Genomic DNA, 26,075 nt, shown 5'->3' on the forward strand with positions numbered 1-26,075 from the left:
GGGGTGCCGCCGGGGCGTGTTAAGGGGAGGCAAACGCCCGCCACCCCGGCGGGCCCCGGGGGGGGGGCCCCGCGCGCCCCCCCCCCCCCCGGCCCCCCCGATCGGAACCTAAGCCGGGTCGATCAGATGACCGGTTCGACACTCTCACCGGGCGGGCGACCGCTCACCCGTTCGGCCTCCAGGGCGCTCTGCAGGATCACCACCGCCGCCGCCTGGTCGATCACCGAGCGGCCCTTCTTGGCGGACCGGCCGGAGGCCCGCAGGCCCTGGGCCGCGGTGACGGTGGTCATCCGCTCGTCCACCAGCCGCACCGGGACCGGCGCGACCACCCCGGCCAGCCGGCCGGCGTACGCCCGGACCTTGGCGGCGGCCGGGCCCTCCTTGCCGCTCATCGAACGCGGCAGGCCGACCACCACCTCGATCGCGTCGTACTCCTCGACGATCTCCTTCAGACGGCCCTGCGAGCGGCCCCCGGCGGGCACCGTCTCCACCGGCGTGGCGATCAGCCCGTCGGGGTCGCAGGACGCGACCCCGATCCGGGCGTCGCCGACGTCGACGGAGATCCGGCGGCCCCGCCGGAAGACCTGACCCTCGGGCTGCTCCGAAAGACCCGTCATCAGGAGGCGCGCTCCGCGACCAGGGCGCGCACGGCCTCGATCGCGTCCGCGACCGCACCCGGGTTGGTGCCGCCGCCCTGCGCGACGTCGTCCTTGCCGCCACCGCCGCCGCCGAGCGTCTTGGCCGCGGTGCGGACCAGCTCGCCGGCCTTGACGCCACGCGAGCGGGCGTCCTCGTTGGTGGCGATCACGGTCAGCGGGCGGTCGTTCGCCACGGTGAACGCGGCGACCACGGCCGGGCGCGAGCCCAGCCGGCCGCGGACGTCCAGCACCAGCTTGCGCAGCTCGTCCGCGCCCACGCCGTCGGCGACCCGGGCGGCGACCAGCGCCACGCCGCGGACGTCCTCGAAGCTCTCCGCCAGGCCGGCGGCCGCCGCGAGGACCTTCTCGGCGCGGAAGCGCTCGATCTCCTTCTCGGCGTCCTTCAGCTTGGCGAGCATCCCGGAGATCTTCTCCGGCAGCTCCTCCGGCCGGCCCTTGACCAGCTCGGTCAGCTGGGCGACCACGGTGTGCTCACGGGCCAGGAACTTGTACGCGTCGACGCCGACCAGCGCCTCCACCCGGCGCACGCCGGAGCCGATCGAGGACTCGCCGAGCAGCTTCACCAGGCCCAGCTGGGCGGTGTTGCCGACGTGCGTGCCACCGCACAGCTCCTTCGAGAAGTCGCCGATGGTGACCACGCGCACCGAGTCGCCGTACTTCTCGCCGAACATCGCGATGGCGCCCTGCTTGCGGGCCTCGTCCATCGTCATCACCTCGGCGGTGACGTCGAGTTCGCGGACCAGCACCTCGTTGATCTTCTGCTCGACGTCGGTCAGCACCGAGCCCGGCACCGCGGCCGGCGAACCGAAGTCGAAGCGGAACCGGCCCGGCGCGTTCTCCGAACCGGCCTGCGCGGCGGTCGGGCCGAGCGCGTCACGCAGCGCCTGGTGGGTCAGGTGGGTCGCCGAGTGGGCGCGCGAGACGGCCCGGCGGCGCTCGATGTCGATGGTGGCGTACGCGGACGCGCCGAGCACCACCTCACCGAACAGCACCCCGCCGGAGTGCACGATCACGCCCGGCACCGGCTGCTGCACGTCGCGGATCTCGACCACCGCGCCGGAGTCCAGCCGGATCCGGCCGTGGTCGGCGAGCTGGCCGCCGCCCTCGGCGTAGAACGGGGTGCGGTCGAGGATGATCTCGACCTCGTCGCCCTCGGTGGCGGCCGGCGACGGGACGCCGTTCACCAGCAGGCCGACCACGGTGGCCTCGCCCTCGGTGTTGCTGTAGCCGGTGAAGACGGACGCGCCCGACTTGTCGGCGACCTCGCGGTACGCGGCGACGTCGGCGTGGCCCATCTTCTTCGCCTTGGCGTCCGCCTTGGCGCGGTCGCGCTGCTCCTGCATCAGGCGGCGGAAGCCGGCCTCGTCGACCGCCAGGCCCTGCTCCTCGGCCATCTCCAGGGTCAGGTCGATCGGGAAGCCGAAGGTGTCGTGCAGCTGGAACGCCTTCTCACCGGAGAGCGCGGCGTGGCCGGCCTCCTTGGCCTCGGTGACCGCGCCGTCCAGCAGGTTGGTGCCGGCCCGCAGGGTCTGCAGGAAGCGGGTCTCCTCGGCGACCACGACCGTCTCGATGCGCTTGCGGTCGATCTCCAGCTCCGGGTACTGCGGGGCCATCGCCTTGATGGAGATGTCGATGAGCTCCTGCGCCACCGGCTCGGTGGCACCCAGCAGCCGCATGTTGCGGATCGCCCGGCGCAGGATCCGGCGCAGCACGTAGCCGCGGCCCTCGTTGCCCGGGGTGACGCCGTCGCCGACCAGCATCAGCGCGGTGCGGAAGTGGTCGGTGACCACGCGCAGCGACACGTCCGACTTGTGGTCGGCGCCGTAGGTGTGACCGGTGAGCTCGGCGGCGCGGTCGAGGATCATCCGGCTGGTGTCGATCTCGAAGAGGTTGTCGACGTCCTGCAGGATGGCGGCCAGCCGCTCCAGGCCGAGGCCGGTGTCGATGTTCTTGCTCGGCAGGTCGCCGAGGATCTCGAAGCCGTCCTTGCCGTCGCCGTGGCCGCGCTCGTACTGCATGAAGACCAGGTTCCAGATCTCCAGGTAGCGCTCGCCGTTGACCGCCGGGCCGCCCTCCTCACCGTACGCGGGGCCGCGGTCGTAGTTGATCTCCGAGCACGGGCCGCACGGGCCGGGGACGCCCATCGACCAGAAGTTGTCCTTCATGCCCAGGCGCTGGATCCGCTCGGAGGGCACGCCGATGACGTCCCGCCAGATCTGCTCGGCCTCGTCGTCGTCCTTGTAGACGGTGATCCAGAGCTTCTCCGGCTCCAGGCCGTAGCCGCCGTCCGCGACGGGAGTGGTGAGCAGCTCCCAGGCGAACTTGATCGAGCCTTCCTTGAAGTAGTCGCCGAACGAGAAGTTGCCGCACATCTGGAAGAACGAGCCGTGCCGGGTGGTCTTCCCGACCTCCTCGATGTCCAGGGTGCGGACGCACTTCTGCACGCTGGTGGCGCGCGAGAACTGCGGCTTGACCTCGCCGAGGAAGTACGGCTTGAACGGCACCATGCCGGCGTTGACCAGCAGCAGGGTGGGGTCGTCGGCGACCAGCGAGGCCGACGGTACGACGGTGTGGCCGCGCTCCTCGAAGAAGCGCAGCCAGCGGCGGCGGATCTCTGCCGACTCCATCAGTGGGGGTCCTTCCGATCGGTCGTGCTGCCCGGCAGCTCGCGCCGGCGGGCCTTCGCAACGATTCTCTGGGGGGTGGTGCTGCGCTCTGCGCGCGACGGGGGCAGGGCGGCGGCCGGGGAGCCCGGCGCCGCCGAGATAGCTCGGGCCCCGCCGTCGCCGGCCGCGCCGCCGAGCGCGCGGCGGCGCGGCGGCTCGACCACCGCGGTGCCGTCCAGCCCGAGCTCGGCGCGCAGCTGCTCCTCGCGCTCGGCCATCCCGGCGCGCACGTCGCGGGCGAACCGCTTGGCGGTGTCGCCGAGTCGGAGGGCGCCGCGGGCGGCGGTGCCTGACAGCGAGTCAGGGGTGAGGCGGTGCACCGCCTCGTTGGCCTTGTTCATGGCCCAGACGGTGGCGCCCGCGCCGACCGCCATCCAGAAGATCCTGCGCACCATGGTCCGTCAGCCCCTCACGGCCCGTCGGATCCGGGCCACCAGGCCGCCGCGCGGCGCCGCCTGGGCGCGCACCTCGGCGCGGATCAGCCGGGCCAGTTCCTCGCGCTCGCCCGCCTGCTGGGGCAGCGTCAGGCCGGACTGCTGGCGGGCCACCGCCTTGCGCACGCCGTAGCTGAACGCGGCCATCTTCACCAGCGGCCCGCCCAGGGTGGCGGCGACGGTGGAGGACAGCGCCTTGGCGTCGGCCGCGGCGTCCTGCACGTTGGCGGTGATCTCGTCGACCCGCTCCAGCTGCTCGTGCGCGCTGCGCACCGCGGCGTTCGCGTCGGTCAGCAGCGGGACGGCCTGCTCGGTGACGGCGGAGACCAGGACGGTGGCCTCGCGGAGCACCTTGGACAGCCGGACCAGCACGACGGCGAGCAGGGTGACCAGGACCGCCCAGAAGACGGCGACCAGCAGCCCGGCCAGCTCTCCCACGGACACCTTCGCGCGCTCCCTCGCCTGTGCGTTTCCGAGGCGACCACCTCGGAAGTGAACCCTACCGTGACTGCCGGTCGCTCCCCGACCGGATATCGGCCCGGCGCGAACCGGTCGGGTGTGCGAACACGGCGCGTAACCTACCGCCAGGTCGGCTCGTTGGGGGGTTGGCTCGCGGAACGCGGGCCGACCGGTTTCCAGTTCTCGTGACGGGGGCGTCTCTTGAGCGGCATGTCGGCAGCACCGGACCCACGGGGCGGGCTGCCCGCAGAGGTGACCAGCTTCGTCGGCCGCCGGGCCGAACTGGGCGCGCTGGCACGGCTGGTGACGCAGTCCCGGCTGGTCACGGTGACCGGGCCCGGCGGGGTCGGCAAGACCCGGCTGGCCCTGCGCGCGGCCCGCCGGGCCGCCGCCGACTTCCCGGACGGCGTGCACCTGGCGGAGATCGGCCCGGTGCAGGACCCGCTGCTGGTCGGCCACGCGGTGCTCGAGTCGCTGCGGCTGACCGACCACACCGCCCGCCCGCCGCTGGACGTGCTGGTCGAGCAGCTCGCCGACCGCCGGCTGCTGCTGGTGCTGGACGGCTGCGAGCACCAGGTGGAGGCCTGCGCCGAGCTGGTGGACGCGCTGCTGCGGGCCGCGCCGCGGCTGCGGGTGCTGGCCACCAGCCGCCAGTCGCTGCGCGCCGCCGGGGAGCACCTGCTGCCGCTGGCCCCGCTGCCGGTCGAGCCGGCCGGCGGGCGGGCCGACGCGGAGGCGATGGTGCTGTTCGCCGACCGGGCCGCCGCGGTGCTGCCGGGCTTCCGGCTGACCGACCGCAACCGCCCGGAGGTGGCGCTGCTCTGCCGCCGGCTGGACGGCATCCCGCTGGCGGTGGAGCTGGCCGCCGGGCGGCTGCGGGCGCTGTCGGTGGAGCAGATCACCGCCCGCCTCGACGACCGCTTCCGGCTGCTCACCGGCGGCGACCGCACCGCCCCGGCGCGGCACCAGACGATGCGCACCACGATCGGCTGGAGCCACGAACTCTGCACCATGCAGGAACGTTTACTCTGGTCGCGCCTGTCGGTCTTCGCCGGCGGCTTCGACCTGGACGCCGCCGAGTACGTCTGCGCCGGCGACGGCCTGGACGCCGACGACGTCCTGGAACTCGTCGACTCGCTGGTCGACCGCTCGGTGCTGGTCCGGCTCGGCGACGAGCAGGGCGTCCGGTTCCGGATGCTCGACACCCTGCGCGAGTACGGCGGCCACTGGCTGCGGGCCGGCGGCGACGACCACCGGCTGCTGCGCCGGCACCGCGACTGGTACCTGGGCGTCGCCACCTGGGGCGAGGTGGAGTGGTTCGGCCCGCGCCAGGCCGAGACCGCCGAACGCACCCGGCTCGCCCACGCCAACCTGCGGGCCGCCCTGGAGTTCTCGCTCGCCGAACCCGGCGAGGAGCAGCTCGCCCTCGTCCTGGCCGGCACCCTCTGGTACTTCTGGGTCGGCTCCGGCCACCTCGGCGAGGGCCGGCACTGGCTGGACCGCGCGCTCGCCCTCGCCCCCGAGCCCACCGACGCCCGGGCCAAGGCCCTGTGGGTCACCGGCTACCTCGCCACCCTGCAGGGCGACCTGCCGCGGGCCCGCCCCGCCCTGGAGGAGTGCCGCCGCCAGGCCCTGGACACCGGCGACGACCGCGCCCTCGCGTACGCCGTGCACCGCCAGGGCTGCGCGGCCCTGATCGGCGACGAACCGCAGCGCGCCGCCGAGCTGTTCGAGGAGGCGCTGTGGCACTACAACACCCTCGGCGAGCTCAACTCCAACGTGCTGATGGCGATGTTCGAACTCGCCCTGGCCTACCTCTTCCTCGGCGACGAGGAGAACGGCGAGGCGTGGACCGAGCGGGTCCGGGAGATCTGCGAGGAGCACGGCGAGCAGTGGGCGTACGGCTACTGCCTCTACGCGATGGCGTACGCCAAGTGGTCGGCCGGCGAGCTGCGGCTGGCCCGGGCGTTCGCCCGCGAGTCGATGCGGCTGCAGTACCTCTTCCGCGACCTGCTGGGCATCGTCCTCGCGATGGACCTGCTGGCGCTGCTGGCCACCGACGGCCCGGACTCGGACCTGCGCGAGGCCCGGGTGCTGCAGGGCGCCGCGCACCGGCTCTGGCAGGCCGTCGGCACCCCGTTCTTCGGCTCCCGCACCTTCAACGGCCCGCACCGCGAGTGCGAGCAGCGGGCCCGCACCGGCCTGACCGAGCAGGAGTACGCGGACGCCTTCCGGCTCGGCGGGCGGCTCGACCTGGACGCCGCGGTGCGCCGCGCGCTGGGCGGCGAGCTGCCCGGCCCGGCCACCGATCCGGGCGACCACCCGAGCCCGCGCAACCCGTCCCGCCCGTCCGCCCCGGTGAACGTCTGACGGCCCGTCAGCACCCGACGCGCCGTCAGCGCCGCCCGACGCGCTGTGGACACCCGGAAACGGGAAACGCCCCCGCGGTCCGAGGACCGAGGGGGCGTTCCGCTCGCGGGTCAGCGCGAGTAGTACTCGACGACGAGCTGCTCGTCGCAGACGACCGGAACCTCGCGGCGCTGCGGCGCGCGGTCCAGGCGGAAGGCCAGGGCCTTCAGGTTGACCTCGAGGTACTTCGGGGTCTGGCCCTCGCCGGCGTTGCCGCCCTCGCGAGCCACCTGGAAGGGGACCTTCTCCTTGGACTTTTCCTTCACCGTGACGACGTAGCCCGGCTTCATCTGGAACGACGGCTTGTTGACCTTCGAGCCGTTGACCTCGATGTGACCGTGCACGACCATCTGACGGGCCTGGTAGATGGTGCGGGCGATGCCCGAACGCAGCACCAGGGAGTCGAGGCGGACCTCCAGCAGGGCGACGAGCGCCTCACCGGTCTTGCCCTCGACCTTCTTGGCGGCCTCGAAGGCACGCGCCATCTGCTTCTCGCTGAGGTCGTACTGCGCGCGCAGACGCTGCTTCTCGGTCAGACGGACCTTGTAGTCAGAGTTCTGCTTGCGGCCACGGCCGTGCTGGCCGGGCGGGTACGGGCGGGCCTCGAAGTACTTGACGGACTTCGGGGTCAGCGGAACGCCGAGTGCACGGGCGATCTTGACCTTGGGGCGCTTCTGGTTCGCCATGTTTCCTTTTCCTGTTCGATACGGCTGTCACCAGGTGTTGACGGAGGACGCTTCTCGCGGTCCGGAGAAAAACCGTCCGTCGCCGGAAGGTCAGCCGCTCTCCGCGACCGGGCACTATGTGCTTGCACACGAGGGGCCACCGAGGTGGACACCCGCGCGACACCGAAGGCCGGTGCGCGCCGCTCCTGGAGGCGTTCCGTGACGGAACCCCTCCGGTCGATGTCCCGCTGGTGCGGCCGGTCGCTCCCTGGGGAGCCCCTGGCCCGGGACACTCAACGACGAAGTCTACAGGGTGCTCACTCGCCCCTGAGCCGCGCCCTGGTCCACTCCGCGATCTCCGCGTAGCGGGCCTCGCCGCCGCGCCGGGTCGGCTTGTAGTACTCCCGGCCGTGCACGGTGTCCGGCGCGTACTGCTGCGCGGCGATGCCCTCCGGCAGGTCGTGCGGGTACTGGTAGCCCTTGCCGTGGCCGAGCTTCTGCGCCCCGCCGTAGTGCGCGTCCCGCAGGTGGGAGGGCACCGCCCCCGCCAGGCCCTGCCGGACGTCCGCCAGGGCCGCGTCGATCGCCAGGTAGGCGGCGTTCGACTTCGGCGCCAGGGCCAGCGCGATGGCCGCCTCGGCCAGGATGATCCGGGCCTCCGGGAAGCCGATCAGCGCCACCGCCTGGGCCGCCGCGACCGTCGTCTGGAGGGCCGTCGGATCGGCCAGGCCGACGTCCTCGCTGGCCGAGATCATCAGCCGCCGGGCGATGAACCGCGGGTCCTCCCCCGCCTCGATCATCCGCGCCAGGTAGTGCAGGGTGGCGTCGACGTCGCTGCCCCGGATCGACTTGATCAGCGCGCTGGCGACGTCGTAGTGCTGGTCGCCGTCGCGGTCGTAGCGCACCGCGGCCTGGTCGACGGCGGTCTCCGTCATCGCCAGCGTGAGCACCCGCTCGCCCTGCTCCAGCGCCGCCCCGGCCGCCGCCTCCAGCGTGGTCAGCGCCCGCCGGGCGTCGCCCCCGGCCAGCCGGACCAGGTGGTCCTCGGCCTCCGGGCCGAGCTCGACCGCGCCCGCCAGCCCCCGCTCGTCGGTGGCCGCGCGGCGCAGCAGGGTGCGGACGTCCTCGTCGGTGAGCGACTCCAGGGTGAGCAGCAGCGAGCGGGAGAGCAGCGGCGAGATCACCGAGAAGTACGGGTTCTCGGTGGTGGCGGCGATCAGCGTCACCCAGCGGTTCTCCACGGCGGGCAGCAGCGAGTCCTGCTGGGCCTTGGAGAAGCGGTGGATCTCGTCGAGGAAGAGCACGGTCTCGCGGCCGCTCATGCCGACGGCGCGGCGAGCGCCCTCGATCACCGCGCGGACCTCCTTGACGCCGGCGGTGATCGCGGAGAGTTCGACGAACCGGCCCTCGACGGCCTGGCTGATCACGTGCGCGAGGGTGGTCTTGCCCGTCCCCGGCGGCCCCCAGAGGATCACCGAGCTGGTGGCGGCCGGCCCGCGGGACCCGGCGACCAGCCGGCGCAGCGGCGAACCGTCCTTGAGCAGCTTCTGCTGTCCTGCGACCTCGTCGAGCGTGCGGGGGCGCATCCGGACCGCGAGCGGGGCGCGCCCCGGCTCGGTGGCCTGGCGTTCCTCGGCGGCATGCGTGAAAAGGTCGGGCTCGTCCACGAGAGCCAAGCCTATGCGCTGCCGCGGACAGGCCGTGGCGTGGCGTTATTGCGGGCGGTCCAGCAGGACGACGTCGAACTCCTCCAACCCGTAGATCGTGGTGCCAGACGCCTTGGAGGCACGGGAGCGCAGTTCGGACTGGGGGCCGCGGGAGGCTTCGAAGGCCTGGCGGTCGGCGAAGATCGCGCCGACCGTGCCGATGCTCTTCCCACGGTCGATCAGCATCGCCGCGCCGACGTAGCCGTCGATCTCGCGGACGCCGCTCAGGCCGCTCTCGCTGAAGCCCTTGACCACCTGGTCGAGCGTGCCGGGCTCGAAAGCGAAACGGACCAGCCGGAAGCCGCCGTTCTCGACCGCCTGGCCGGGGTCGGCGACCACGGCCTCCCAGGTGTTGACGGCGACGGTCGCGGCGAACGGCACCAGCAGGGTGTTGCGGCGCTCGCGCAGTTCGGCGTCGCTGGCGGCCTCGGCCTCGGCGGTCTCCCACCAGGACCCCATGGTGAGGGTGCCGAGCTGCCGGTTGGCGAACAGGCCGTAACCCCGGTAGCCGGGTTGGCCGGAGAGGAGTTTGACCGATTCGGCCCGCAGGCCGTCCAGGCTCTCCTCCAGCAGCGCCGGGTCCCCGGTGGCGTAGACGGTACGGACGAACATGAGGACAGCCTCCGTCCCAGTGCGCGGGGGCGGCGGCCCGCCCCCGCCTGTCTCCATCGCACGCCCGCCCGCGCACCGGGGTCAACCGGGGGCGTCCACCGCCCGGTCAGTGCGGCAACAGGGTGCCCGCGTGGTCGAAGACGTACTTCTGCAGGTCGCGCGGGGGCCGCTGGTAGCCGCGCGGCTTCGGCCGGGGCGGCAGCGTGACGGCCGGGCGGACCACCTCGTGGTACGGGACGGAGGACAGCAGGTGGGCGATCATGTTGATCCGGGCCCGCCGCTTGTCGTCGCTCTCGACCACGTTCCACGGCGCCTCGGGGATGTCGGTGTAGACGAACATCTCGTCCTTGGCGCGGGAGTAGTCCTCCCAGCGCGAGATCGACTCGACGTCCATCGGGGAGAGCTTCCACTGCCGCATCGGGTCGTCCAGCCGGTCGCGGAAGCGGCGCTCCTGTTCGATGTCGCTGACCGAGAACCAGTACTTGCGCAGCAGGATGCCGGCCTCGATCAGCATCCGCTCGAAGGTCGGGCACTGGTGCAGGAACTGCCAGTACTCCTCGTCGGTGCAGAAGCCCATCACCTTCTCCACCCCGGCCCGGTTGTACCAGGAGCGGTCGAACAGGACCATCTCCCCGGCGGCGGGCAGCTGTTCGACGTAGCGCTGGAAGTACCACTGGCCGCGCTGGCGTTCGGTGGGGGCGGGCAGCGCCGCGACCCGGGCGATGCGCGGGTTGAGGTACTCGGTGACGCGCTTGATCGCACCGCCCTTGCCGGCCGCGTCGCGGCCCTCGAAGACCACCACCATCCGGACGCCGGTGCTGCGCACCCACTCCTGCATCTTCACCAGTTCGTGCTGGAGGCGGAGCAGTTCGGGTTCGTAGATCCGCTTCGGCATCCGCTTCGGCTTGGCCGCGTTCGGGCCGGTCCGCTTGGCGCGCTTGGGTTCCGCCACTGTGTGCCCTCCGATGAACCGTGCCGCTGACGATCCCTCAGGCTACGGTCGGTCAGGCTCCCGCGCAGGTCGGACGCGGCCGGTGGGTGTCCCGCCGGGCACAACCGGTGGGGGCACCGGCAGCCCCCCGTGACCGCCGGTGCAACCCCACCGGGTTGGCTGGGCAACTCTGGTACACCCCCGGGTGCCCGGTCCAATGCCTTTGTCCATAGCCTGTGGGCATGGACATAGACACCCGGATGCTGCGCTACCTCGCGGTGGTCTGCGAGGAGGGTCAGCTGACCGCGGCGGCCGCCCGCCTCGGCGTCAGCCAGCCCACGCTGACCAAGCAGATCCGGGCGCTGGAGCTCCAGTTGGGGGTGGAGCTGTTCGTGCGCTCGCGGGCCGGGATGGTGCCGACCGCGGCGGGCTCCGAGCTGGCGGCGCGGGCCCGGGGGCTGCTGGAGCGCTGGGAGGAGGCGCTGCGGGCGACCCGCTGGGCGGCGGCCGGCGGGGAGCTGCGGGTGGGCTTCGAGGGCAGCACCATCAACCTGGTGAGCCGGGCCGCGGTGGAGGACTTCGCCCGCCGGATGCCGGGCTGGCGGCTGCGGATGCGGCAGAACAGCTGGTTCGACGAGTCCTCGGGGCTGGCCTCCGGCGAACTGGACCTGGCCCTGTGGCACGCCCCGGAGGAGGTCGGCGAGCGGTACGCGCACGTGGCACTGGGCGCCGAGGAGCGCTGGGCGGTGCTGGCGGCGGACCACCGGCTGGCGGGCCGCCGGGTGCTGGACGCCGACGAGCTGTGGGACGAGCCGTTCGTGGCGATCCCGCTGGAGGCCGGCCTGTGGCGGGACTACTGGCTGGGCGCCCCCGAGCGGGGCGCGCGTCCGGCGCGGATCGGCGCGGTGGCGCACAGCGCGGACGAGTGGCTGGCGGCGGTGGCCTGCGGGCAGGGCATCGGGTTCGCCCCGCAGTCGATCGAGCGGCTGTCGGCCCGCGCCGACGTGGTCTGCCGGCCGGTGCGCGGCCTGGCGCCGAGCCGGGTCGGCCTGTACTGGCTGCAGGGCCGGCCGCTGACGCCGGCCATGGCGGCGTTCGCGGAGAGCTGCCGACTGCACCTGGAGGTGCAGTTCCGGGCGGCCGGTGGCGGCCGGTCGCCCGCGACGACGCTGGGTCGGGTTCCGGCCCAGGGTTCCCGGAACTCGACGCCGGGCCCCGCCCGGAGTGCGGCTCAGACCTCGGCGAACGGCGAGGGGTAGCGGCACAGGCCGTGCGGGGCGCCGTCGGCGCCGGGCAGGCGCAGCGCCTGGAAGTATGCGTCGGGCACCTCGAACGGCCCGCTGATGCGGTGACCGGAGGCGGGGGTGAAGCCGAACCGGCCGTAGTACCCGGGCTCGCCGAGCACCACCACGACCCGCTCGCCGGCCTCGGCGGCGGCGTCCAGCGCGGCCCGCACCACGGCGCTGCCGACGCCCTTGCGCTGCCACTCGGGGGCGACCGCGACGGGGGCCAGCGCCAGGCCCTTGCCGTTGCCGATCCGCAGCCGGGTGAGCAGCGCGTGCCCGATCACCACGCCGCGCTCGTCGACGGCGACCAGCGACAGTTCGGGCAGCCAGGCGGCGTCGCGGCGCAACGCGTCCACCAGGTCCGCCTCTTCGGGGCCTGGGAAGGCCGCCATGTGCACCCGCCGCGTCTCCGCGGCGTCGGCGGGGAGTTCCACTCTGGTTCGTACGGTCATCCTTGACCCTTCTTGCAGCTGCACCCCCTTGTGCAGCATCACGGCCCCGGGCGGTGCGAGCCTACCGCCGGGTGGCCCGCACCGGCCCGGGGCCGGAGCAAATCGTGATCTTCCTGATGTCCCGTCAGATCGGACGGTGCGTCAGGAGGCGCTCTCCGCCTCGGACTTCGCCGCCTCCTTGGACTTCGGCTGGGCGTCCACGCCGGCCTCCCGGCGCTGTGCCGGGGTGATCGCGGTGGGGGCGCCGGTCAGCGGGTCGCCGCCGGTGGAGGTCTTCGGGAAGGCGATGACGTCCCGGATGGTGTCGTACCCGCCGAGCAGGGTGACGATCCGGTCCAGGCCGAACGCGACGCCGCCGTGCGGCGGCGGGCCGTAGTTGAAGGCGTCCAGCAGGAAGCCGAACTGCGAGGCGGCCTCCTCCTCGGACAGGCCGATCGCGTCGAACGCCCGCTTCTGCACGTCTCGCTGGTGGATACGGATCGAACCGCCGCCCAGCTCCGAGCCGTTGAGCACCAGGTCGTAGGCGTTGGAGAGGGCCGCGCCCGGGTCGGTGTCGAAGGTGGCCAGCGACTCGGCGGTCGGCGCGGTGAACGGGTGGTGCACCGCGTGCCAGCCCTGGAACTCGCCCTTGTCGTCCTCGATCGGCTCGAACATCGGGAAGTCGACCACCCAGAGGAAGGCCCACTGGGACTCGTCGATCAGCGCGCAGCGGCGGCCGATCTCCAGGCGGGCCGCGCCGAGCAGCTCCTGCGACGGGGTCTTCTTGCCGGCCGCGAAGAACACCGCGTCGCCGGGCTTGGCGCCCGCCGCGGCGGCCAGGCCGGCCAGGTGCTCCTCGGACAGGTTCTTGGCGACCGGGCCGCGCAGCTCGCCGGTCTCGGCGTCGACCAGCACGTAGGCCAGGCCGCGGGCGCCGCGCGCCTTGGCCCAGTCCTGCCAGGCGTCGAGCTGCTTGCGGGGCTGCGAGGCGCCGCCGGGCATGACCACCGCGCCGACGTACGGCGCCTGGAAGACCCGGAACTCGGTGCCCTTGAAGTACTCGGTGAGGTCGGTGAGTTCCTGCCCGAAGCGGACGTCCGGCTTGTCCGAGCCGTAGCGCGCCATGGCGTCGGCGTAGGTCATCCGGGGCAGCGGGTTCGGGATCTCGTAGCCGTGGACCTGCTGCCAGATCGCGGCGATGATCTTCTCGCCGAGCGCCAGGATGTCCTCCTGGTCGACGAACGAGGCCTCGATGTCGAGCTGGGTGAACTCCGGCTGCCGGTCGGCGCGGAAGTCCTCGTCGCGGAAGCAGCGGGCGATCTGGTAGTAGCGCTCCATGCCGGCCACCATCAGCAGCTGCTTGAACAGCTGCGGGGACTGCGGCAGCGCGTACCAGTGGCCCGGCTGCAGGCGCACCGGCACCAGGAAGTCGCGGGCGCCCTCGGGGGTGGAGCGGGTGAGGTACGGCGTCTCGATGTCGAGGAAGTCGTTCTCCTCCATCACGTTGCGGATGATGTGGTTGACCTTCGAGCGCAGCCGCAGCGCGCGGGCCGGGCCCTCGCGGCGCAGGTCCAGGTAGCGGTAGCGCAGCCGGACCTCCTCGTTGACCGAGCCGGGCTCGTACTCCGCGACCTGGAACGGCAGCGGGGCCGCCTCGGAGAGCACCTCGATGGACTCGACCACGACCTCGACGGCGCCGGTCGGGATCTCCGGGTTCTCGTTGCCCTCGGGGCGGACCCGGACCTCGCCGACCACCTTGACGCAGTACTCGGAGCGCAGGCCGTGCACCGACTCCAGGTCGCGGACCACGACCTGCACGGTGCCGGAGCTGTCCCGCAGGTCGATGAAGGCCACGCCGCCGTGGTCACGGCGGCGGGCCACCCAGCCGGCCAGGGTGAGGGTGGTGCCGGCGTGCTCCGCGCGGAGCGTGCCCGCGTCGTGCGTGCGGATCACAGCTGCTTCTCCTTCAGGGTGGTGACGAGCGCCTCGAGGGCGACGGGGGTCTGCTCGCCGGACTCCATGTCCTTGAGCTGGACCACGCCCTCGGCGAGGTCCCGGTCGCCGGCGATCACGGCGAACCGGGCGCCGGATCGATCCGCCGATTTCATGGCGTTCTTGATGCCCTTGACGCCGAACGCCAGGTCGGTGGCCACACCGGCCCGGCGCAGCTCGACCGTGGTGGCGAACAGCACGGTCTTGGCCTCCTCGCTCAGCGCGACGGCGTACACCGCGGTGGCGGCGGGCAGTTCGAGCGCGACACCCTCCGCCTCCAGCGCCAGGAAGGTGCGGTCCACGCCGAGCGCCCAGCCGACCGAGGGCAGCGCGGGGCCGCCGATCATCTCGGAGAGGCCGTCGTAACGGCCGCCGCCGCCGATCGCGGACTGCGCGCCGAGGCCGTTGTGCACGAACTCGAAGGTGGTGCGGGTGTAGTAGTCCAGGCCGCGGACCAGCTTCGGGTCGTCGGTGAAGGCCACTCCGGCGAGGGTCAGCAGTTCGCGGACCTTCTCGTCGTATGCCTTGCAGTCCTCGCAGAGGAAGTCGCGCAGCATCGGGGCGTCGGTGAGCTGGGCCTGCACCGCCTCGCGCTTGTCGTCGAGCACCCGCAGCGGGTTGATCTCGGCGCGGCGGCGGGTGTCCTCGTCCAGGTCGAGGCCGGACAGGAAGTCGATCAGCGCGGCGCGGTAGACCGGGCGGCACTGCTTGTCGCCGAGGCTGTTGAGCAGCAGCGAGTAGTCCGACAGCCCGAGCGAGCGGAAGGCGTCGTCGGCCAGGATGATCAACTCGGCGTCCAGCGCCGGGTCCTCGGCGCCGATCGCCTCCGCGCCGACCTGCGAGAACTGGCGGTAGCGGCCCTTCTGGGCGCGCTCGTAGCGGTAGTACGAGCCGGAGTACCAGAGCTTGACCGGGAGGTTGCCCTGCTTGTGCAGGTTGGCCTGGAGGGCGGCGCGCAGCACCGAGGCGGTGCCCTCCGGGCGCAGCGCGAGCTCGTCGCCGCCGCGCGTGGTCAGGTTGTACATCTCCTTGGTGACGATGTCGGTGGACTCGCCGACGCCGCGGGAGAAGAGCTTCACGTCCTCGAAGACCGGGGTCTCGACGTAGCCGTAGCCCGCCCGCCGCGCGGGGGCGGCGATGGCCTCGCGGATCGCCAGGAAGGTCGCCGAAGTGGGCGGCAGCAGGTCGTAGGTGCCCTTGGGGGCGGTGAAGGTGCTCAACTTCTCTTCCGTCACATTCCTCGTCGCGGGAAGGCCGGGGCGCCGGACGCCCCCGCCGCCTGCTGGAGGTAGGGGTTGGTGGCGCGCTCACGGCCGATGGTGGTCTGGGAGCCGTGGCCGGAGAGCACCACGGTCGCGTCGTCGAGGGGCAGGCACACCCGGGCCAGCGAGCGCATGATCGCTCCGCCGTCTCCGCCCGGGAGGTCGGTTCGCCCGATGGAGCCGGCGAACAGCAGGTCGCCCGAGAACAGCACCGGTGGGATGTCGTCCTGCGAGGGCGTCCGGAAGGTCACCGACCCCTCGGTATGGCCGGGGGCGTGGTCGACGGTGAGCTGCAGGCCGGCCAGTTCCAGCACCGCGCCGTCGGTCAACTCCCGGACGTCGTCCGGCTCTCCGACGGTGAGCGAGCCCATCAGCTGCTGGCCGAGCGAGCGGCCCAGGGCCTTCTCGGGGTCGGCCATCATGTACCGGTCCGCGGGGTGGATCCAGGCGGGGACGCCCTGCGCGCCGCAGACCGGGACCACCGAGGCGATGTGGTCGATGTGCCCGTGGGTGAGCAGCACCGCGACCGGCTTCAACCGGTGCTCGCGGATCAAGTCCTCGACGCCGCGCGTCGCTTCGTGCCCGGGGTCGACGATCACGCACTCCTCACCGGCGGCGGGAGCGACCAGGTAGCAGTTGGTGCCCCAGGCCCCAGCGGGGAATCCGGCGACGAACACGCGAGTCCTTCGTTTCAGGCGGTGGCGGTATGCGGTCTCCCCGCAGCCTACCGGCGGCGGGGGGCCACGAGCTAACCGGATATCCGGGCGCGTTCAGGGCTTTCTCATCGGGCGCTGATCCCGTACTGACGCACGAGGTCCCTACACTTGGCCGCCGATGGGTGCGATGATCCGCACCACGACAATCCAGGTTCTACTAGGAGACACGGCCGGTGGTCAGCAGCGAACAGCGGCGGCGGCAGCTCGCCCGCGAGAAGTACGAGCGCCAGGTGGAGGCGCGGGCCGCGTCGGACCGCAAGCGCAAGAAGCGCAACGCGATCGTCGCCGGGGCCCTGGCCGTCGTGGTGGCCGCCGGCGCCGGCCTGATCGCCACCGGGGCGTTCGACTCCGACCCGAAGAGTTCCACCCCGGCCGCCGCGCCCACCCCGTCCCAGAGCGCCAAGCACTGGGACAAGGAGCCGGCGATGACCATCGACACCGCCGCGTCCTACTCGGCGACGATGGACACCTCGGCGGGCAAGGTCAGCTTCTCGCTGGACGCCGCGAAGGCCCCGCACACCGTCAACTCCTTCGCCTTCCTGGCGGGTGAGAAGTTCTGGGACGGCACCAAGTGCCACCGCCTCACCACGGACGGCATCTTCGTGCTCCAGTGCGGCGACCCGACCGGCACCGGATCGGGCGGTCCCGGTTACCAGTTCACCGACGAGAACCTGACCGGCGCGACCTACCCGGCCGGCACCGTGGCGATGGCGAACTCCGGCGCGAACACCAACGGCAGCCAGTTCTTCCTGGTCTACAAGGACACTCAACTGCCGCCCAACTACACGCCGTTCGGCAAGATCACGGCCGGTCTGGACGTGCTGCAGAAGATCGCCGCGGCCGGTGTCCAGGGCGGCGGCACCGACGGTCCGCCGGCCACCCCGGTCAACATCACCGGCATCACCGCCGCCAAGGGCTGACCGCCGCGAAAATCGACCGGCGCCGGATGCGGACAGCACCGGCGCTGGTCGCCTATGTTGCTGTTGTATAGGGTGCCCAGACCGTCGGCCGTCACCCTCGGCGCAGCTTTCGACGGCTCGGGACGGCGGGCTTCACCGGTCCGCCGCACATCAACTGTGGACGACGCCCCCGCCCGTGCGGTGTGGCGTCATGTGGAGGAGGCGCTGTGACCAGCGACCCGTGGGGCCGTGTCGACGAGCAGGGGAACGTCTACGTCAGGACGGCCGACGGCGAACGCCAGGTCGGCTCCTGGCAGGCCGGCTCCCCCGAGGAGGCCCTCGCCTACTTCGAGCGCAAGTTCCAGGGCCTGGAGGCGGAGATCGCCCTCCTGGAGCACCGGGTGCGCAAGACCGACCTGGCCGCCAAGGAGGCGCAGACCGCGCTCGACCACCTGCGCGCCCAGGTGGTCGAGGCCCACGCGGTCGGCGACCTGGACGCGCTGGCCAAGCGGCTGGACACGCTGGCCGGTGAGATCGAGTCCCGGCAGAGCGAGCGCAAGGCCGCCCGCGCCAAGGCCCAGGACGAGACCCGCGCCGCCAAGGAGGCGCTGGTCGCCGAGGCCGAGCAGCTGGCCGAGTCCAACCAGTGGCGGGAGGCCGGCGACCGGCTGCGCGCCCTGGTGGACAACTGGAAGGCGCTGCCGCGGCTGGACCGCAAGAGCGACGACGAGCTGTGGCACCGCTTCTCGCACGCCCGCTCGGTCTTCTCCAAGCACCGCAAGTCGCACTTCGCGGCGCTCGACTCGGAGCGCGAGTCGGCCCGCGCGGTGAAGGAGAAGCTGGTCGCCGAGGCCGAGGCGCTCTCCAACTCCACCGAGTGGGGCCCGACCGCCGCCGCCTACCGCGACCTGATGGCGCAGTGGAAGTCCGCCGGCCGCGCCCAGCGGGACGCGGAGGAGGAGCTGTGGGCCCGCTTCCGCGGCGCCCAGGACGTCTTCTTCCAGGCCCGGTCCTCCGCGTTCTCCGAGCGTGACGCCGAGCAGGGCGAGAACCAGAAGGCCAAGGAGGCCCTGCTGGTCGAGGCCGAGGCGATCCTCCCGATCACCGACCTGAAGGCCGCCAAGGCCGCGCTGCGCGGTGTCGCCGAGCGCTGGGAGGCCATCGGCCACGTCCCGCGCGACGCCCGTCCGAAGCTGGACGGCCGGCTCGCCACGGTCGAGCGGGCGATCCGCGAGGCCGAGGAGGCCGAGTGGCAGCGCTCCAACCCGGAGGCCAAGGCCCGCGCCACCGGCATGACCAGCCTGCTGCAGGCCGCCGTCGACAAGCTGCAGGCCGACCTGGACAAGGCCCGCGCGGCCGGCAACGCGTCCAAGGTCGCCAAGCTGGAGGCCGACCTGGCGGGCCGTCAGGCGCTGCTCGACCAGGCCCAGAAGTCGCTGCAGGAGTTCTCCTCCTGACCGCACCGCCAGGGGCCCCGTCCGCGCGCCACGGACGGGGCCCCTGCGCGTTCCCGCGGACGGGGCTCAGACGGTCGAGGGCGAGGAGCCGGGCGTCAGCTCGTTCAGGTCGACCGTCTCGTTCGGCCCGGGCGTGGCGGACGGCACCGGGGTGCCGAAGTCGGTGAAGTCCACCGCGCCCGCGCTCTTCTCCAGCCGCAGCGGCACCGGCGCGCCGGCCGTGGCCACGTACAGCGTGCCGGGCTCGCCGTCCGAGCTGCCGCTGACCGGGACGGCGGGCAGGCCGCGCAGGGTGGTGGCGGCGCCGGTGGTGAGCGAGGCGGTGTCGGAGCCGAGCTGGTCGGCCAGGGCGCCGAGGTCGCAGAGGCTGCCGAGCTCGCCGAAGTCGGGGTCGTCGACGGTGGTCTTCAGGTAGCGGTCGCCGACCAGGTCGGCGATCCCGGCGCCGCCGTGCGCGTCCCAGAACACCCGGTCTGGCTTGACCCAGAGCTGCTGCCCGGCCTTCACCAGCTTGAATCCGCCCTCGCCGCCGAGGCCGAGGCTGCCGTTGCAGTTGCCGGCGGTGTCCAGCCGCAGGTCCAGGGTGATCGTCTGGCCCAGCGCCTCGACCGTGCCCGCCGCCCGTACCGCGTGGGCGTCCCGCAGCGCCTGCGAGGCGCGCTGCACGATGTCCGCGGCGGGCAGCTGTGCCACGCCGTTGTCGCCCGCGGTCGCGGCGCCCTGCGAGGCGGCCGCCGCCGAGGCGGAGACCGCGGCGGAGCTGTGGCTCGGGGTCGGGCCCTTGGCCCACCCGTCCGAACCGGTGCCGCACCCGGCGACCAGCGCGGCCACCGCCACGCCCGCCGCCGCCGTCACCAGCCGAGTCCCAGTCACACTGCCTCCCGAAATGCCGACCGCCCCCACCCGGCCAGTCTCGGCGGGGTGGGGGCGGGCGGCGACCGGAGCGCCGGGCCTACTTGCGGGCGGAGGTCACCCGGTACACGTCGTAGACGCCCTCCACGCCGCGGACCGCCTTCAGCACGTGCCCCAGGTGCTTGGGGTCGCCCATCTCGAAGGTGAACCGGCTCATCGCCACCCGGTCGCGGGAGGTCTGCACGGCCGCCGAGAGGATGTTGACGTGCTGGTCGGAGAGCACCCGGGTGACGTCGGACAGCAGGCGGGAGCGGTCCAGCGCCTCCACCTGGATGGCCACCAGGAAGACCGAGGACTGGGTGGCCGCCCACTCGACCTCGATCATCCGCTCGGGCTGCTGCTGCAGGGACTCCACGTTGACGCAGTCCGCGCGGTGCACCGAGACTCCGTTGCCGCGGGTGACGAAGCCGACGATCGGGTCGCCCGGCACCGGCGTGCAGCAGCGCGCCAGCTTCACCCAGACGTCGTCCACGCCCTTGACGATCACGCCCGGGTCGCCCTTGGCCCGGCGGCGCATCGCCCGCGGCTGGTGCGACGGGGTGGCGGTCTCGGCGAGGTCCTCGACCGCGCCCTCCTCGCCGCCCATCGCCTGGACCAGCTTCTGCACGATCGCCTGCGCCGCGACGTGGCCCTCGCCGATCGCCGCGTACAGCGAGGAGATGTCCGGGTAGCGCATCTCGTGGGCCAGCGTGACCAGCGAGTCCCCGGTGAGGATCCGCTGGATCGGCAGGCCCTGCTTGCGCATCGCCCGGGCGATCGCCTCCTTGCCCTGCTCGATCGCCTCCTCGCGGCGCTCCTTGGAGAACCAGGCGCGGATCTTGTTCCGGGCCCGCGGCGACTTCACGAAGCTCAGCCAGTCCCGGGACGGACCGGCGTTCTCCGCCTTGGAGGTGAACACCTCCACCGTGTCGCCGTTCTCCAGCGTCGACTCCAGCGGCACCAGCCGGCCGTTCACCCGGGCGCCGATGCAGCGGTAGCCGACCTCGGTGTGCACCGCGAACGCGAAGTCCACCGGGGTGGCCTGCGCGGGCAGCGCTATCACGTCGCCCTTCGGGGTGAAGACGAACACCTCGTTGCTGGACAGGTCGAAGCGCAGCGACTCGAGGAACTCGCTGGGGTCCTCGGTCTCCTTCTGCCAGTCCAGCAGCTGCCGCAGCCAGGCCATCTCGTTGACCGCGTCGGCCTTGTCGTGCCGGCCGTGCACCGGCGTGTCGGTGCGCACCTTGGACGCGCCCGCCACCGCCCGCTGCTTGTACTTCCAGTGCGCGGCGATGCCGTACTCGGCGCGGCGGTGCATGTCGAAGGTGCGGATCTGCAGCTCGACCGGCTTGCCGCCGGGACCGATCACCGTGGTGTGCAGCGACTGGTACATGTTGAACTTGGGCATCGCGATGTAGTCCTTGAACCGCCCCGGCACCGGGTTCCACCGCGCGTGGATGGTGCCCAGCGCCGCGTAGCAGTCGCGGACGGTGTCGACCAGGACCCGGATGCCCACCAGGTCGTAGATCTCGGCGAAGTCCCGGCCCCGGACGATCATCTTCTGGTAGACCGAGTAGTAGTGCTTCGGACGGCCCGTCACCTGCGCGGTGATCCGCGCCCCGCGCAGGTCGCCCTGCACCTGGTCGATCACGGTCGCCAGGTACTCGTCGCGCTTCGGGGCGCGCTCGGCCACCAGCCGGACGATCTCGTCGTACATCTTGGGGTAGAGGATGGCGAAGGCCAGGTCCTCCAGCTCCCACTTGATGGTGTTCATGCCCAGCCGGTGCGCCAGCGGGGCGTAGATCTCCAGCGTCTCGCGGGCCTTCTTCTCCTGCTTCTCCCGCTTCAGGTACCGCATCGTGCGCATGTTGTGCAGCCGGTCGGCGAGCTTGATCACCAGGACCCGCGGGTCCTTGGCCATCGCCACGACCATCTTGCGGACGGTCTCCGCCTGCGCGGCCTCGCCGAACTTCACCCGGTCCAGCTTGGTCACGCCGTCGACCAGCAGCGCCACCGAGTCGCCGAAGTCCCGCCGCAGCGTCTCCAGCCCGTAGTCGGTGTCCTCCACGGTGTCGTGCAGCAGGCCGGCCATCAGCGTCGGCGCGTCCATCCCCAGCTCGGCCAGGATGGTCGCGACCGCCAGCGGGTGCGTGATGTACGGGTCGCCGCTCTTGCGCTTCTGCCCGCGGTGCCACTTCTCGGCGACCGCGTACGCGCTCTCGATGTCCTTCAGCAGCGCCGGGTCGGCCTTCGGGTCGCCCGCCCGGATGGTCCGGAACAGCGGCTCCAGCACCGGGTTGACCGTGGAACTGCGCTGACCGCCCAACCGCGCAAGGCGAGCCCGCATCCCGCCGGGCGAAGGACGGGAACTGGCAGTCGCAGCCGTGGGCACAACCTCGTCGGGCAAGGACACTCCTACCTGGACACGGATCAACCTTCATCGTACCGGCGGCGGGAGGGTCGATCGCTGACCGGAACGCCGCCTAGCAGAAAGCCGCCCGCGAACAGGATCTGTTCCCGGGCGGCTCTCAGGGCCGATCCGTCACACCAGCACCAGCGTCTCCAACGGCGCGCCGTGCAGGTGCGAAACCAACCGCTCGCGCCCCGGGAGGAAACCGAGCTCCATCAGGACCACCACGCCGACCAGCTCCGCGCCGGCCTCCTGCACCAGGTCGAGGGAGGCCGCGATGGTCCCGCCGGTGGCCAGCACGTCGTCGACGACCAGCACCTTCTCACCGGGCTCGAACGCGTCGCACTGCACCTCCAGCGTCGCCGACCCGTACTCCAGGTCGTACGAGCGGGCGAACACCTCGCCGGGCAGCTTGCCCTTCTTGCGGATCGGCACGAAGCCGAGCCCGGCCGCGAAGGCCGCGGGGGCGGCCAGCACGAACCCCCGCGCCTCCAGTCCGACCACCTTGGTGGCGCCGAGTTCCTTCGCCCGGGCGGCCAGCGCCCGGGTGAGCGCGCCGAACGCCTCGGCGTCGGCGAGCAGCGGGGCGATGTCCTTGAACAGCACACCCGGCTTGGGGTAGTCGGCGACGTCCCGGATCCGGCTGGTGAGCAGCTCGGCCAGGGCGGGGTCGGTGGTGGAGGTCACGGGGGTTCCTTAGGCGAGGACGTCAGCGCTTGCCGGACGGGCGTCCCTTGTTGCGGGAGCGGCTGACCGGCTGGTTACGCTGTCCGACCATACCGGCCGCCACCTCGTCCTCGGCGTCGTCGTCCGCGTCGAGGGTCTCGCCGCGGGCCTCCGCCTCGGCCGCGGCCTTGGCCTCGGAGGCGCGGCGCTGGGCGACCCGCTTGGCGAGCGCCTTCATGTCCGGGGTCTGCTCCTTGAGCTGCGCGAGCAGCGGGGTGGCGACGCAGATCGAGGAGTAGGCGCCGGCCGCGAGGCCGATGAAGAGGGCGAGCGAGATGTCGTTCAGGGTGCCCGCGCCGAGGATGCCGCCACCGATGAACAGCAGGGCGGAGACCGGGAGCAGGGCGACGACCGTGGTGTTGATGGAGCGCACCAGGGTCTGGTTGAGGCCGTGGTTGGCGGCCTCGCTGTAGGTGCGGCGGCTCTGCTTGGTCAGGCCCCGGGTGTTCTCCTTCACGGTGTCGAAGACGACGACCGTGTCGTAGAGCGAGTAGCCGAGGATGGTCAGGAAGCCGATCACGGTGCCCGGGGTGACCTCGAAGCCGACCAGGGCGTAGACGCCGATGGTGATCAGGAGGTCGTGGATCAGGGCGACCAGGGCGGCCATCGCCATCCGCCACTCGAAGGCGATCGCCATGTAGACGGTGACCAGGACCATGAAGATGATCAGGCCGGTCAGCGCCTTCTTGGAGATGTCCTGACCCCAGGAGGGGCCGATCACCTGGGCGTTGACGTCCTTCTCCTGGACGCCGACGGCCTCCGAGAACTGCTTGGTGAAGGTGGTCGCCGAGATCGAGGACTCGGCGCTGATCTGCACCCGGACGTCGCCCTTGTCGGTGGTCTGCACCAGCGCGGTGTTCGAGTTGATGATCTTGTTGGCGGCGTCCTTGGCCTGGGAGACCGTCAGTCCGGGCTTGTGCACGGTGTACACCGAGCCGCCCTTGAACTCGATGCCCAGGTGCAGGCCCATCGCCAGGCCGATCGCGGCGACCAGGACGATCACGCCGGAGATCGAGTACCAGATCTTCCGCTTGCCGACGAAGTCGAACGAGATCTCGCCCTGGTAGAGCCGGTGACCGATGTTGCGGAGCGACATGGGTCAGACCTCCTGGGTCTGGGACGGGGCCGGACGGCGGCGGGAGCCGCGGATCGGCGACCGGGCGCCGAGCCGCTTCGGGTCCAGGCCGGACCACGGGTGGCCGCTGGCGAAGAACTTGGTGCGCGCCAGCAGGGTGATCAGCGGCTTGGTGAACAGGAAGATCACCACGACGTCGAGCAGGGTGGTCAGGCCGAGGGTGAACGCGAAGCCCTGGACCTTGCCGACCGAGACCAGGTACAGCACCGCGGCACACAGGAAGGAGACGAAGTCCGAGACCAGGATGGTGCGTCGGGCGCGCGGCCAGGCGCGCTGCACACCGGCCCGCAGCTGGGCGCCCTCGCGGACCTCGTCGCGGATGCGCTCGAAGTACACGATGAAGGAGTCCGCGGTGATGCCGATCGCGACGATCGCGCCGCAGACCGCGGGCAGGTTCAGCGCGAAGCCGATGCCCGCGCCGAGCAGGCTCATGATCGCGTAGGTGAGGACCGCGGAGACCACCAGACCGCCGATCGAGACCAGGCCGAGGCCGCGGTAGTAGATCAGCGAGTACAGGACCACCAGGGCCATGCCGATCAGACCGGCGATCAGACCGGCCTTCAGCTGCTCGGAGCCGAGCTGCGGGGAGACGGTGGTGACGTCGCTCTTCACGAAGTCCAGCGGGAGCGCGCCGTAGCTGAGCACGTTGGCCAGCTCCTTGGCGTCCTGCTGGGTGAAGGAGCCGGAGATCACGGCGCTGCCGCCGCTGATCGACTCCTTCACGTACGGGTGCGAGACGACCTGGCCGTCCAGCACGATCGCGAACTGGTTGGCCGGGGTGGCCTGGGTGGCGAGCTTGCCGGTGGTGTCGGCGAAGGCCTTGGAGCCGGCGTCGTCGAAGGACAGCTGAACCATCCAGCCGGAGCCGTTCTGGGTGTCGAAGACGGCCTGCGCCTTGGAGACGTCCGAGCCGTTCACCGAGACACCGCCGAGCGCGAACTTGTACCAGAGGCCCTGCTCGGCGTTGTACGAGCAGGCCACGGTGGCCGCGTTCGGGTCGTTGCTCTTCTGGTAGTTGAGGCGCTGCGCCTGGTTCGAGCAGTCCAGCGCGGTGAACTGCTGCTGCAGCTCGGCCGGGACGGTGCCCTGGGTCATCGCGGCGCTCATGTCGGCGGCGCTCGGGGCGGACGCGGCGGCGCTCGGCGCACCGGAGGCGGCGGCCGAGGGGCTGCCCGAGGCGGGCGCGGAGGCGGAGCTGCTCGGGTCGGCCTGCAGGGCGCCGGAGAGCGCGCGGCCGGCCTTGGAGGCGGAGGCGCTCGGCGAGGCGGAGCCCGCACCCGCGGACGCGGCGGCGCTCGCGCTCGGCGAGGAGCCGGCGGCCGGCGAGCCGGAGGCCGGGGCGGACGGCGAGGGCTGCGCCTGCACGCCGGTCGGGGCCAGGGCCAGCACCGGGCGGAAGTAGAGCTTGGCGGTGTCGCCGACCTTGTCGATCGACTGCTGCGTGTTACCACCGTCGGGGATGTTGACGATGATGTTGCTGTTGCCCTGCGTCTGGACCTCAGCCTCGGACACGCCCATGCCGTTGACGCGCTTCTGGATGATCCCGACCGCGATGTCCAGGTTGGACTTGTTGATGGCGGCGGGGTCGTCCGACTTGGCGGTCAGCGTGACGCTGGTGCCACCGGCGAGGTCGATACCGAGACGCGGCTTGGTGTAGCCCGTCCCGAACATGAGGGCCACCAGTCCGACGGTGACCACCAGGATGAGCGCCAGCGCCCGCCCCGGGTATCCGTCGCGCGACCGCGACTTGGGTGTTGCCACCTTGCTCGTTTCTCCCTGTCCATGCCGCCCCGCGACCGGCCACCGGCCCCGCGCGGGGCGGAGCCGGAGGAGGCGGACGCACGACGGCCCAAGAGGTCCTGTGGGCTTGCGGCGGATTGCCGCCGGTCGAGGGTGACCCCGACCGTACTACTTGCTCTCGGGAGCCTCACCGTCGGCCGGGGCGTCGTCCTTGGCGAGGCTCAGCGGCTTCTCGTCCGCGTCCTCGGCCTCGACGGCCTCCGGCTCGGCGTCCTCGGCGGGACGACCGTTGATGATCGCGTCGTACTCCAGCGGCTCCAGGACGGCCGCGATGGCGCCCTTGGTGTAGTGCGCGACGACGCCGGGAGCGATCTCCAGCTCGACGGTCTCCTCGTTGACCGCCTTGACCAGGGCGTACATGCCGCCGATGGTCCGCACGCCCGAACCCGCCTGCAGCGCCGTCTGCATGGTCTGCTGCTGCGCCTGGCGCTTCTTCTGCGAGCGGAACATCAGGAAGATCGCCAGGAGCGGGAGGATGAGGATGATGAGGTTAGCCACAGCCAGGGTCCTTTACGGCCGCCCTGCAGGC

At 72.2% G+C, this 26,075-nt stretch carries 21 protein-coding genes and 1 pseudogene; 4 read left to right on the forward strand and 18 right to left on the reverse strand.

What is annotated here, in order from left to right:
• Window positions 1-122: 122 nt before the first annotated feature.
• From ruvX to ACWD4U_RS20850, 4 genes are read right to left on the reverse strand one after another with little or no spacing between them, the layout of a single operon-like run.
• Window positions 123-617 (reverse strand): Holliday junction resolvase RuvX, encoded by a 495-nt coding sequence (ruvX, locus tag ACWD4U_RS20835; RefSeq protein ID WP_363454041.1) that lies wholly within the window; start codon window positions 615-617, stop codon window positions 123-125.
• Complete coding sequence (gene alaS / locus ACWD4U_RS20840; RefSeq protein ID WP_363454039.1) at window positions 617-3,286, reverse strand: alanine--tRNA ligase; 2,670 nt, start codon at window positions 3,284-3,286, stop codon at window positions 617-619. Before alaS ends, ruvX begins: the two co-directional genes overlap by 1 nt.
• Entirely contained in the window at window positions 3,286-3,720 is a 435-nt protein-coding gene (locus ACWD4U_RS20845) for a DUF6167 family protein (RefSeq protein WP_363454037.1), read from the reverse strand. The genes alaS and ACWD4U_RS20845 overlap by 1 nt, the downstream gene beginning before the upstream one ends.
• Window positions 3,721-3,726: 6 nt before the next feature.
• On the reverse strand, window positions 3,727-4,203 hold the full coding sequence (locus tag ACWD4U_RS20850) for a DUF948 domain-containing protein (RefSeq protein WP_363454035.1): 477 nt from the start codon (window positions 4,201-4,203) through the stop codon (window positions 3,727-3,729).
• A gap of 225 nt (window positions 4,204-4,428) precedes the next feature.
• Between ACWD4U_RS20850 and ACWD4U_RS20855 the strand changes: the two genes are divergently transcribed.
• Window positions 4,429-6,588 (forward strand): ATP-binding protein, encoded by a 2,160-nt coding sequence (locus ACWD4U_RS20855; RefSeq protein ID WP_363454033.1) that lies wholly within the window; start codon window positions 4,429-4,431, stop codon window positions 6,586-6,588.
• Window positions 6,589-6,698: 110 nt separating this feature from the next.
• Here ACWD4U_RS20855 and rpsD read toward each other — a convergent pair whose 3' ends face one another.
• The 4 genes from rpsD to ppk2 all read right to left on the reverse strand — a co-directional run bounded on the left by rpsD (window position 6,699) and on the right by ppk2 (window position 10,505).
• A complete protein-coding gene (gene rpsD / locus ACWD4U_RS20860; protein ID WP_033211599.1) occupies window positions 6,699-7,313 on the reverse strand; it encodes a 30S ribosomal protein S4 in 615 nt (204 codons plus the stop codon).
• A gap of 296 nt (window positions 7,314-7,609) precedes the next feature.
• Window positions 7,610-8,959, reverse strand: coding sequence for a replication-associated recombination protein A (locus ACWD4U_RS20865; RefSeq protein WP_363454031.1), 1,350 nt, complete (start codon window positions 8,957-8,959; stop codon window positions 7,610-7,612).
• A gap of 45 nt (window positions 8,960-9,004) precedes the next feature.
• The gene (locus tag ACWD4U_RS20870; protein ID WP_363454029.1) at window positions 9,005-9,610 is read right to left on the reverse strand and encodes a hypothetical protein; all 606 of its coding nucleotides are present in this window, start codon (window positions 9,608-9,610) and stop codon (window positions 9,005-9,007) included.
• A 106-nt stretch (window positions 9,611-9,716) separates the two neighbouring features.
• A complete protein-coding gene (ppk2, locus tag ACWD4U_RS20875; RefSeq protein ID WP_363454061.1) occupies window positions 9,717-10,505 on the reverse strand; it encodes a polyphosphate kinase 2 in 789 nt (262 codons plus the stop codon).
• A 278-nt stretch (window positions 10,506-10,783) separates the two neighbouring features.
• On the opposite strand from ppk2, the gene ACWD4U_RS20880 reads away from it, so the two are divergent.
• Window positions 10,784-11,800 (forward strand): LysR family transcriptional regulator, encoded by a 1,017-nt coding sequence (locus ACWD4U_RS20880; RefSeq protein ID WP_363454027.1) that lies wholly within the window; start codon window positions 10,784-10,786, stop codon window positions 11,798-11,800.
• On the opposite strand, the gene ACWD4U_RS20885 is transcribed toward ACWD4U_RS20880, so the two are convergent.
• The 4 genes from ACWD4U_RS20885 to ACWD4U_RS20900 all read right to left on the reverse strand — a co-directional run bounded on the left by ACWD4U_RS20885 (window position 11,773) and on the right by ACWD4U_RS20900 (window position 16,189).
• A complete protein-coding gene (locus ACWD4U_RS20885; protein ID WP_363454025.1) occupies window positions 11,773-12,279 on the reverse strand; it encodes a GNAT family N-acetyltransferase in 507 nt (168 codons plus the stop codon). The two genes, ACWD4U_RS20880 and ACWD4U_RS20885, sit on opposite strands and share 28 nt — an antisense overlap.
• A gap of 141 nt (window positions 12,280-12,420) precedes the next feature.
• The gene (aspS, locus tag ACWD4U_RS20890) at window positions 12,421-14,211 is read right to left on the reverse strand and encodes an aspartate--tRNA ligase (protein WP_363454023.1); all 1,791 of its coding nucleotides are present in this window, start codon (window positions 14,209-14,211) and stop codon (window positions 12,421-12,423) included.
• Window positions 14,208-15,470 carry a histidine--tRNA ligase gene (gene hisS, locus ACWD4U_RS20895; protein WP_363454021.1) on the reverse strand — a complete coding sequence of 421 codons (1,263 nt, stop codon included), beginning with the start codon at window positions 15,468-15,470 and terminating at the stop codon, window positions 14,208-14,210. Before hisS ends, aspS begins: the two co-directional genes overlap by 4 nt.
• Window positions 15,471-15,481: 11 nt before the next feature.
• On the reverse strand, window positions 15,482-16,189 hold the full coding sequence (locus ACWD4U_RS20900; RefSeq protein WP_363454019.1) for an MBL fold metallo-hydrolase: 708 nt from the start codon (window positions 16,187-16,189) through the stop codon (window positions 15,482-15,484).
• Between the two features lie 212 nt (window positions 16,190-16,401).
• On the opposite strand from ACWD4U_RS20900, the gene ACWD4U_RS20905 reads away from it, so the two are divergent.
• Window positions 16,402-17,148 (forward strand): peptidylprolyl isomerase, encoded by a 747-nt coding sequence (locus ACWD4U_RS20905; protein WP_363454017.1) that lies wholly within the window; start codon window positions 16,402-16,404, stop codon window positions 17,146-17,148.
• 206 nt (window positions 17,149-17,354) lie between these two features.
• Window positions 17,355-18,584, forward strand: coding sequence for a DUF349 domain-containing protein (locus ACWD4U_RS20910; RefSeq protein WP_363454015.1), 1,230 nt, complete (start codon window positions 17,355-17,357; stop codon window positions 18,582-18,584).
• A gap of 66 nt (window positions 18,585-18,650) precedes the next feature.
• Here the strand turns inward: ACWD4U_RS20910 and ACWD4U_RS20915 are convergent, their stop codons facing one another.
• The 6 genes and pseudogenes from ACWD4U_RS20915 to yajC form a co-directional block, all read right to left on the reverse strand.
• A complete protein-coding gene (locus tag ACWD4U_RS20915) occupies window positions 18,651-19,457 on the reverse strand; it encodes a hypothetical protein (protein WP_363454013.1) in 807 nt (268 codons plus the stop codon).
• Between the two features lie 79 nt (window positions 19,458-19,536).
• Window positions 19,537-21,822, reverse strand: a pseudogene (locus tag ACWD4U_RS20920) (RelA/SpoT family protein); the annotation flags it as partial.
• A 195-nt stretch (window positions 21,823-22,017) separates the two neighbouring features.
• Window positions 22,018-22,572 (reverse strand): adenine phosphoribosyltransferase, encoded by a 555-nt coding sequence (locus tag ACWD4U_RS20925; RefSeq protein ID WP_363454011.1) that lies wholly within the window; start codon window positions 22,570-22,572, stop codon window positions 22,018-22,020.
• A gap of 22 nt (window positions 22,573-22,594) precedes the next feature.
• Window positions 22,595-23,707, reverse strand: coding sequence for a protein translocase subunit SecF (secF, locus tag ACWD4U_RS20930; protein WP_363454009.1), 1,113 nt, complete (start codon window positions 23,705-23,707; stop codon window positions 22,595-22,597).
• Window positions 23,708-23,710: 3 nt separating this feature from the next.
• Window positions 23,711-25,507, reverse strand: a complete 1,797-nt coding sequence (gene secD, locus ACWD4U_RS20935) for a protein translocase subunit SecD (protein ID WP_363454007.1) — start codon at window positions 25,505-25,507, stop codon at window positions 23,711-23,713.
• A 147-nt stretch (window positions 25,508-25,654) separates the two neighbouring features.
• Window positions 25,655-26,044 carry a preprotein translocase subunit YajC gene (yajC, locus tag ACWD4U_RS20940; RefSeq protein ID WP_363454005.1) on the reverse strand — a complete coding sequence of 130 codons (390 nt, stop codon included), beginning with the start codon at window positions 26,042-26,044 and terminating at the stop codon, window positions 25,655-25,657.
• Between the last annotated feature and the right edge of the window lie 31 nt (window positions 26,045-26,075).

Source organism: Kitasatospora sp. NPDC002522, from assembly GCF_053595195.1.

Bases quoted from the DNA above. Each gene is read 5' to 3' on its own strand.
- ruvX (WP_363454041.1), bottom strand. From the start codon at position 617: ATGACGGGTCTTTCGGAGCAGCCCGAGGGTCAGGTCTTCCGGCGGGGC.
- alaS (WP_363454039.1), bottom strand. From the start codon at position 3,286: ATGGAGTCGGCAGAGATCCGCCGCCGCTGGCTGCGCTTCTTCGAGGAG.
- ACWD4U_RS20845 (WP_363454037.1), bottom strand. From the start codon at position 3,720: ATGGTGCGCAGGATCTTCTGGATGGCGGTCGGCGCGGGCGCCACCGTC.
- ACWD4U_RS20855 (WP_363454033.1), top strand. From the start codon at position 4,429: ATGTCGGCAGCACCGGACCCACGGGGCGGGCTGCCCGCAGAGGTGACC.
- rpsD (WP_033211599.1), bottom strand. From the start codon at position 7,313: ATGGCGAACCAGAAGCGCCCCAAGGTCAAGATCGCCCGTGCACTCGGC.
- ACWD4U_RS20870 (WP_363454029.1), bottom strand. From the start codon at position 9,610: ATGTTCGTCCGTACCGTCTACGCCACCGGGGACCCGGCGCTGCTGGAG.
- ppk2 (WP_363454061.1), bottom strand. From the start codon at position 10,505: ATGCCGAAGCGGATCTACGAACCCGAACTGCTCCGCCTCCAGCACGAA.
- ACWD4U_RS20880 (WP_363454027.1), top strand. From the start codon at position 10,784: ATGGACATAGACACCCGGATGCTGCGCTACCTCGCGGTGGTCTGCGAG.
- ACWD4U_RS20885 (WP_363454025.1), bottom strand. From the start codon at position 12,279: ATGACCGTACGAACCAGAGTGGAACTCCCCGCCGACGCCGCGGAGACG.
- secF (WP_363454009.1), bottom strand. From the start codon at position 23,707: ATGTCGCTCCGCAACATCGGTCACCGGCTCTACCAGGGCGAGATCTCG.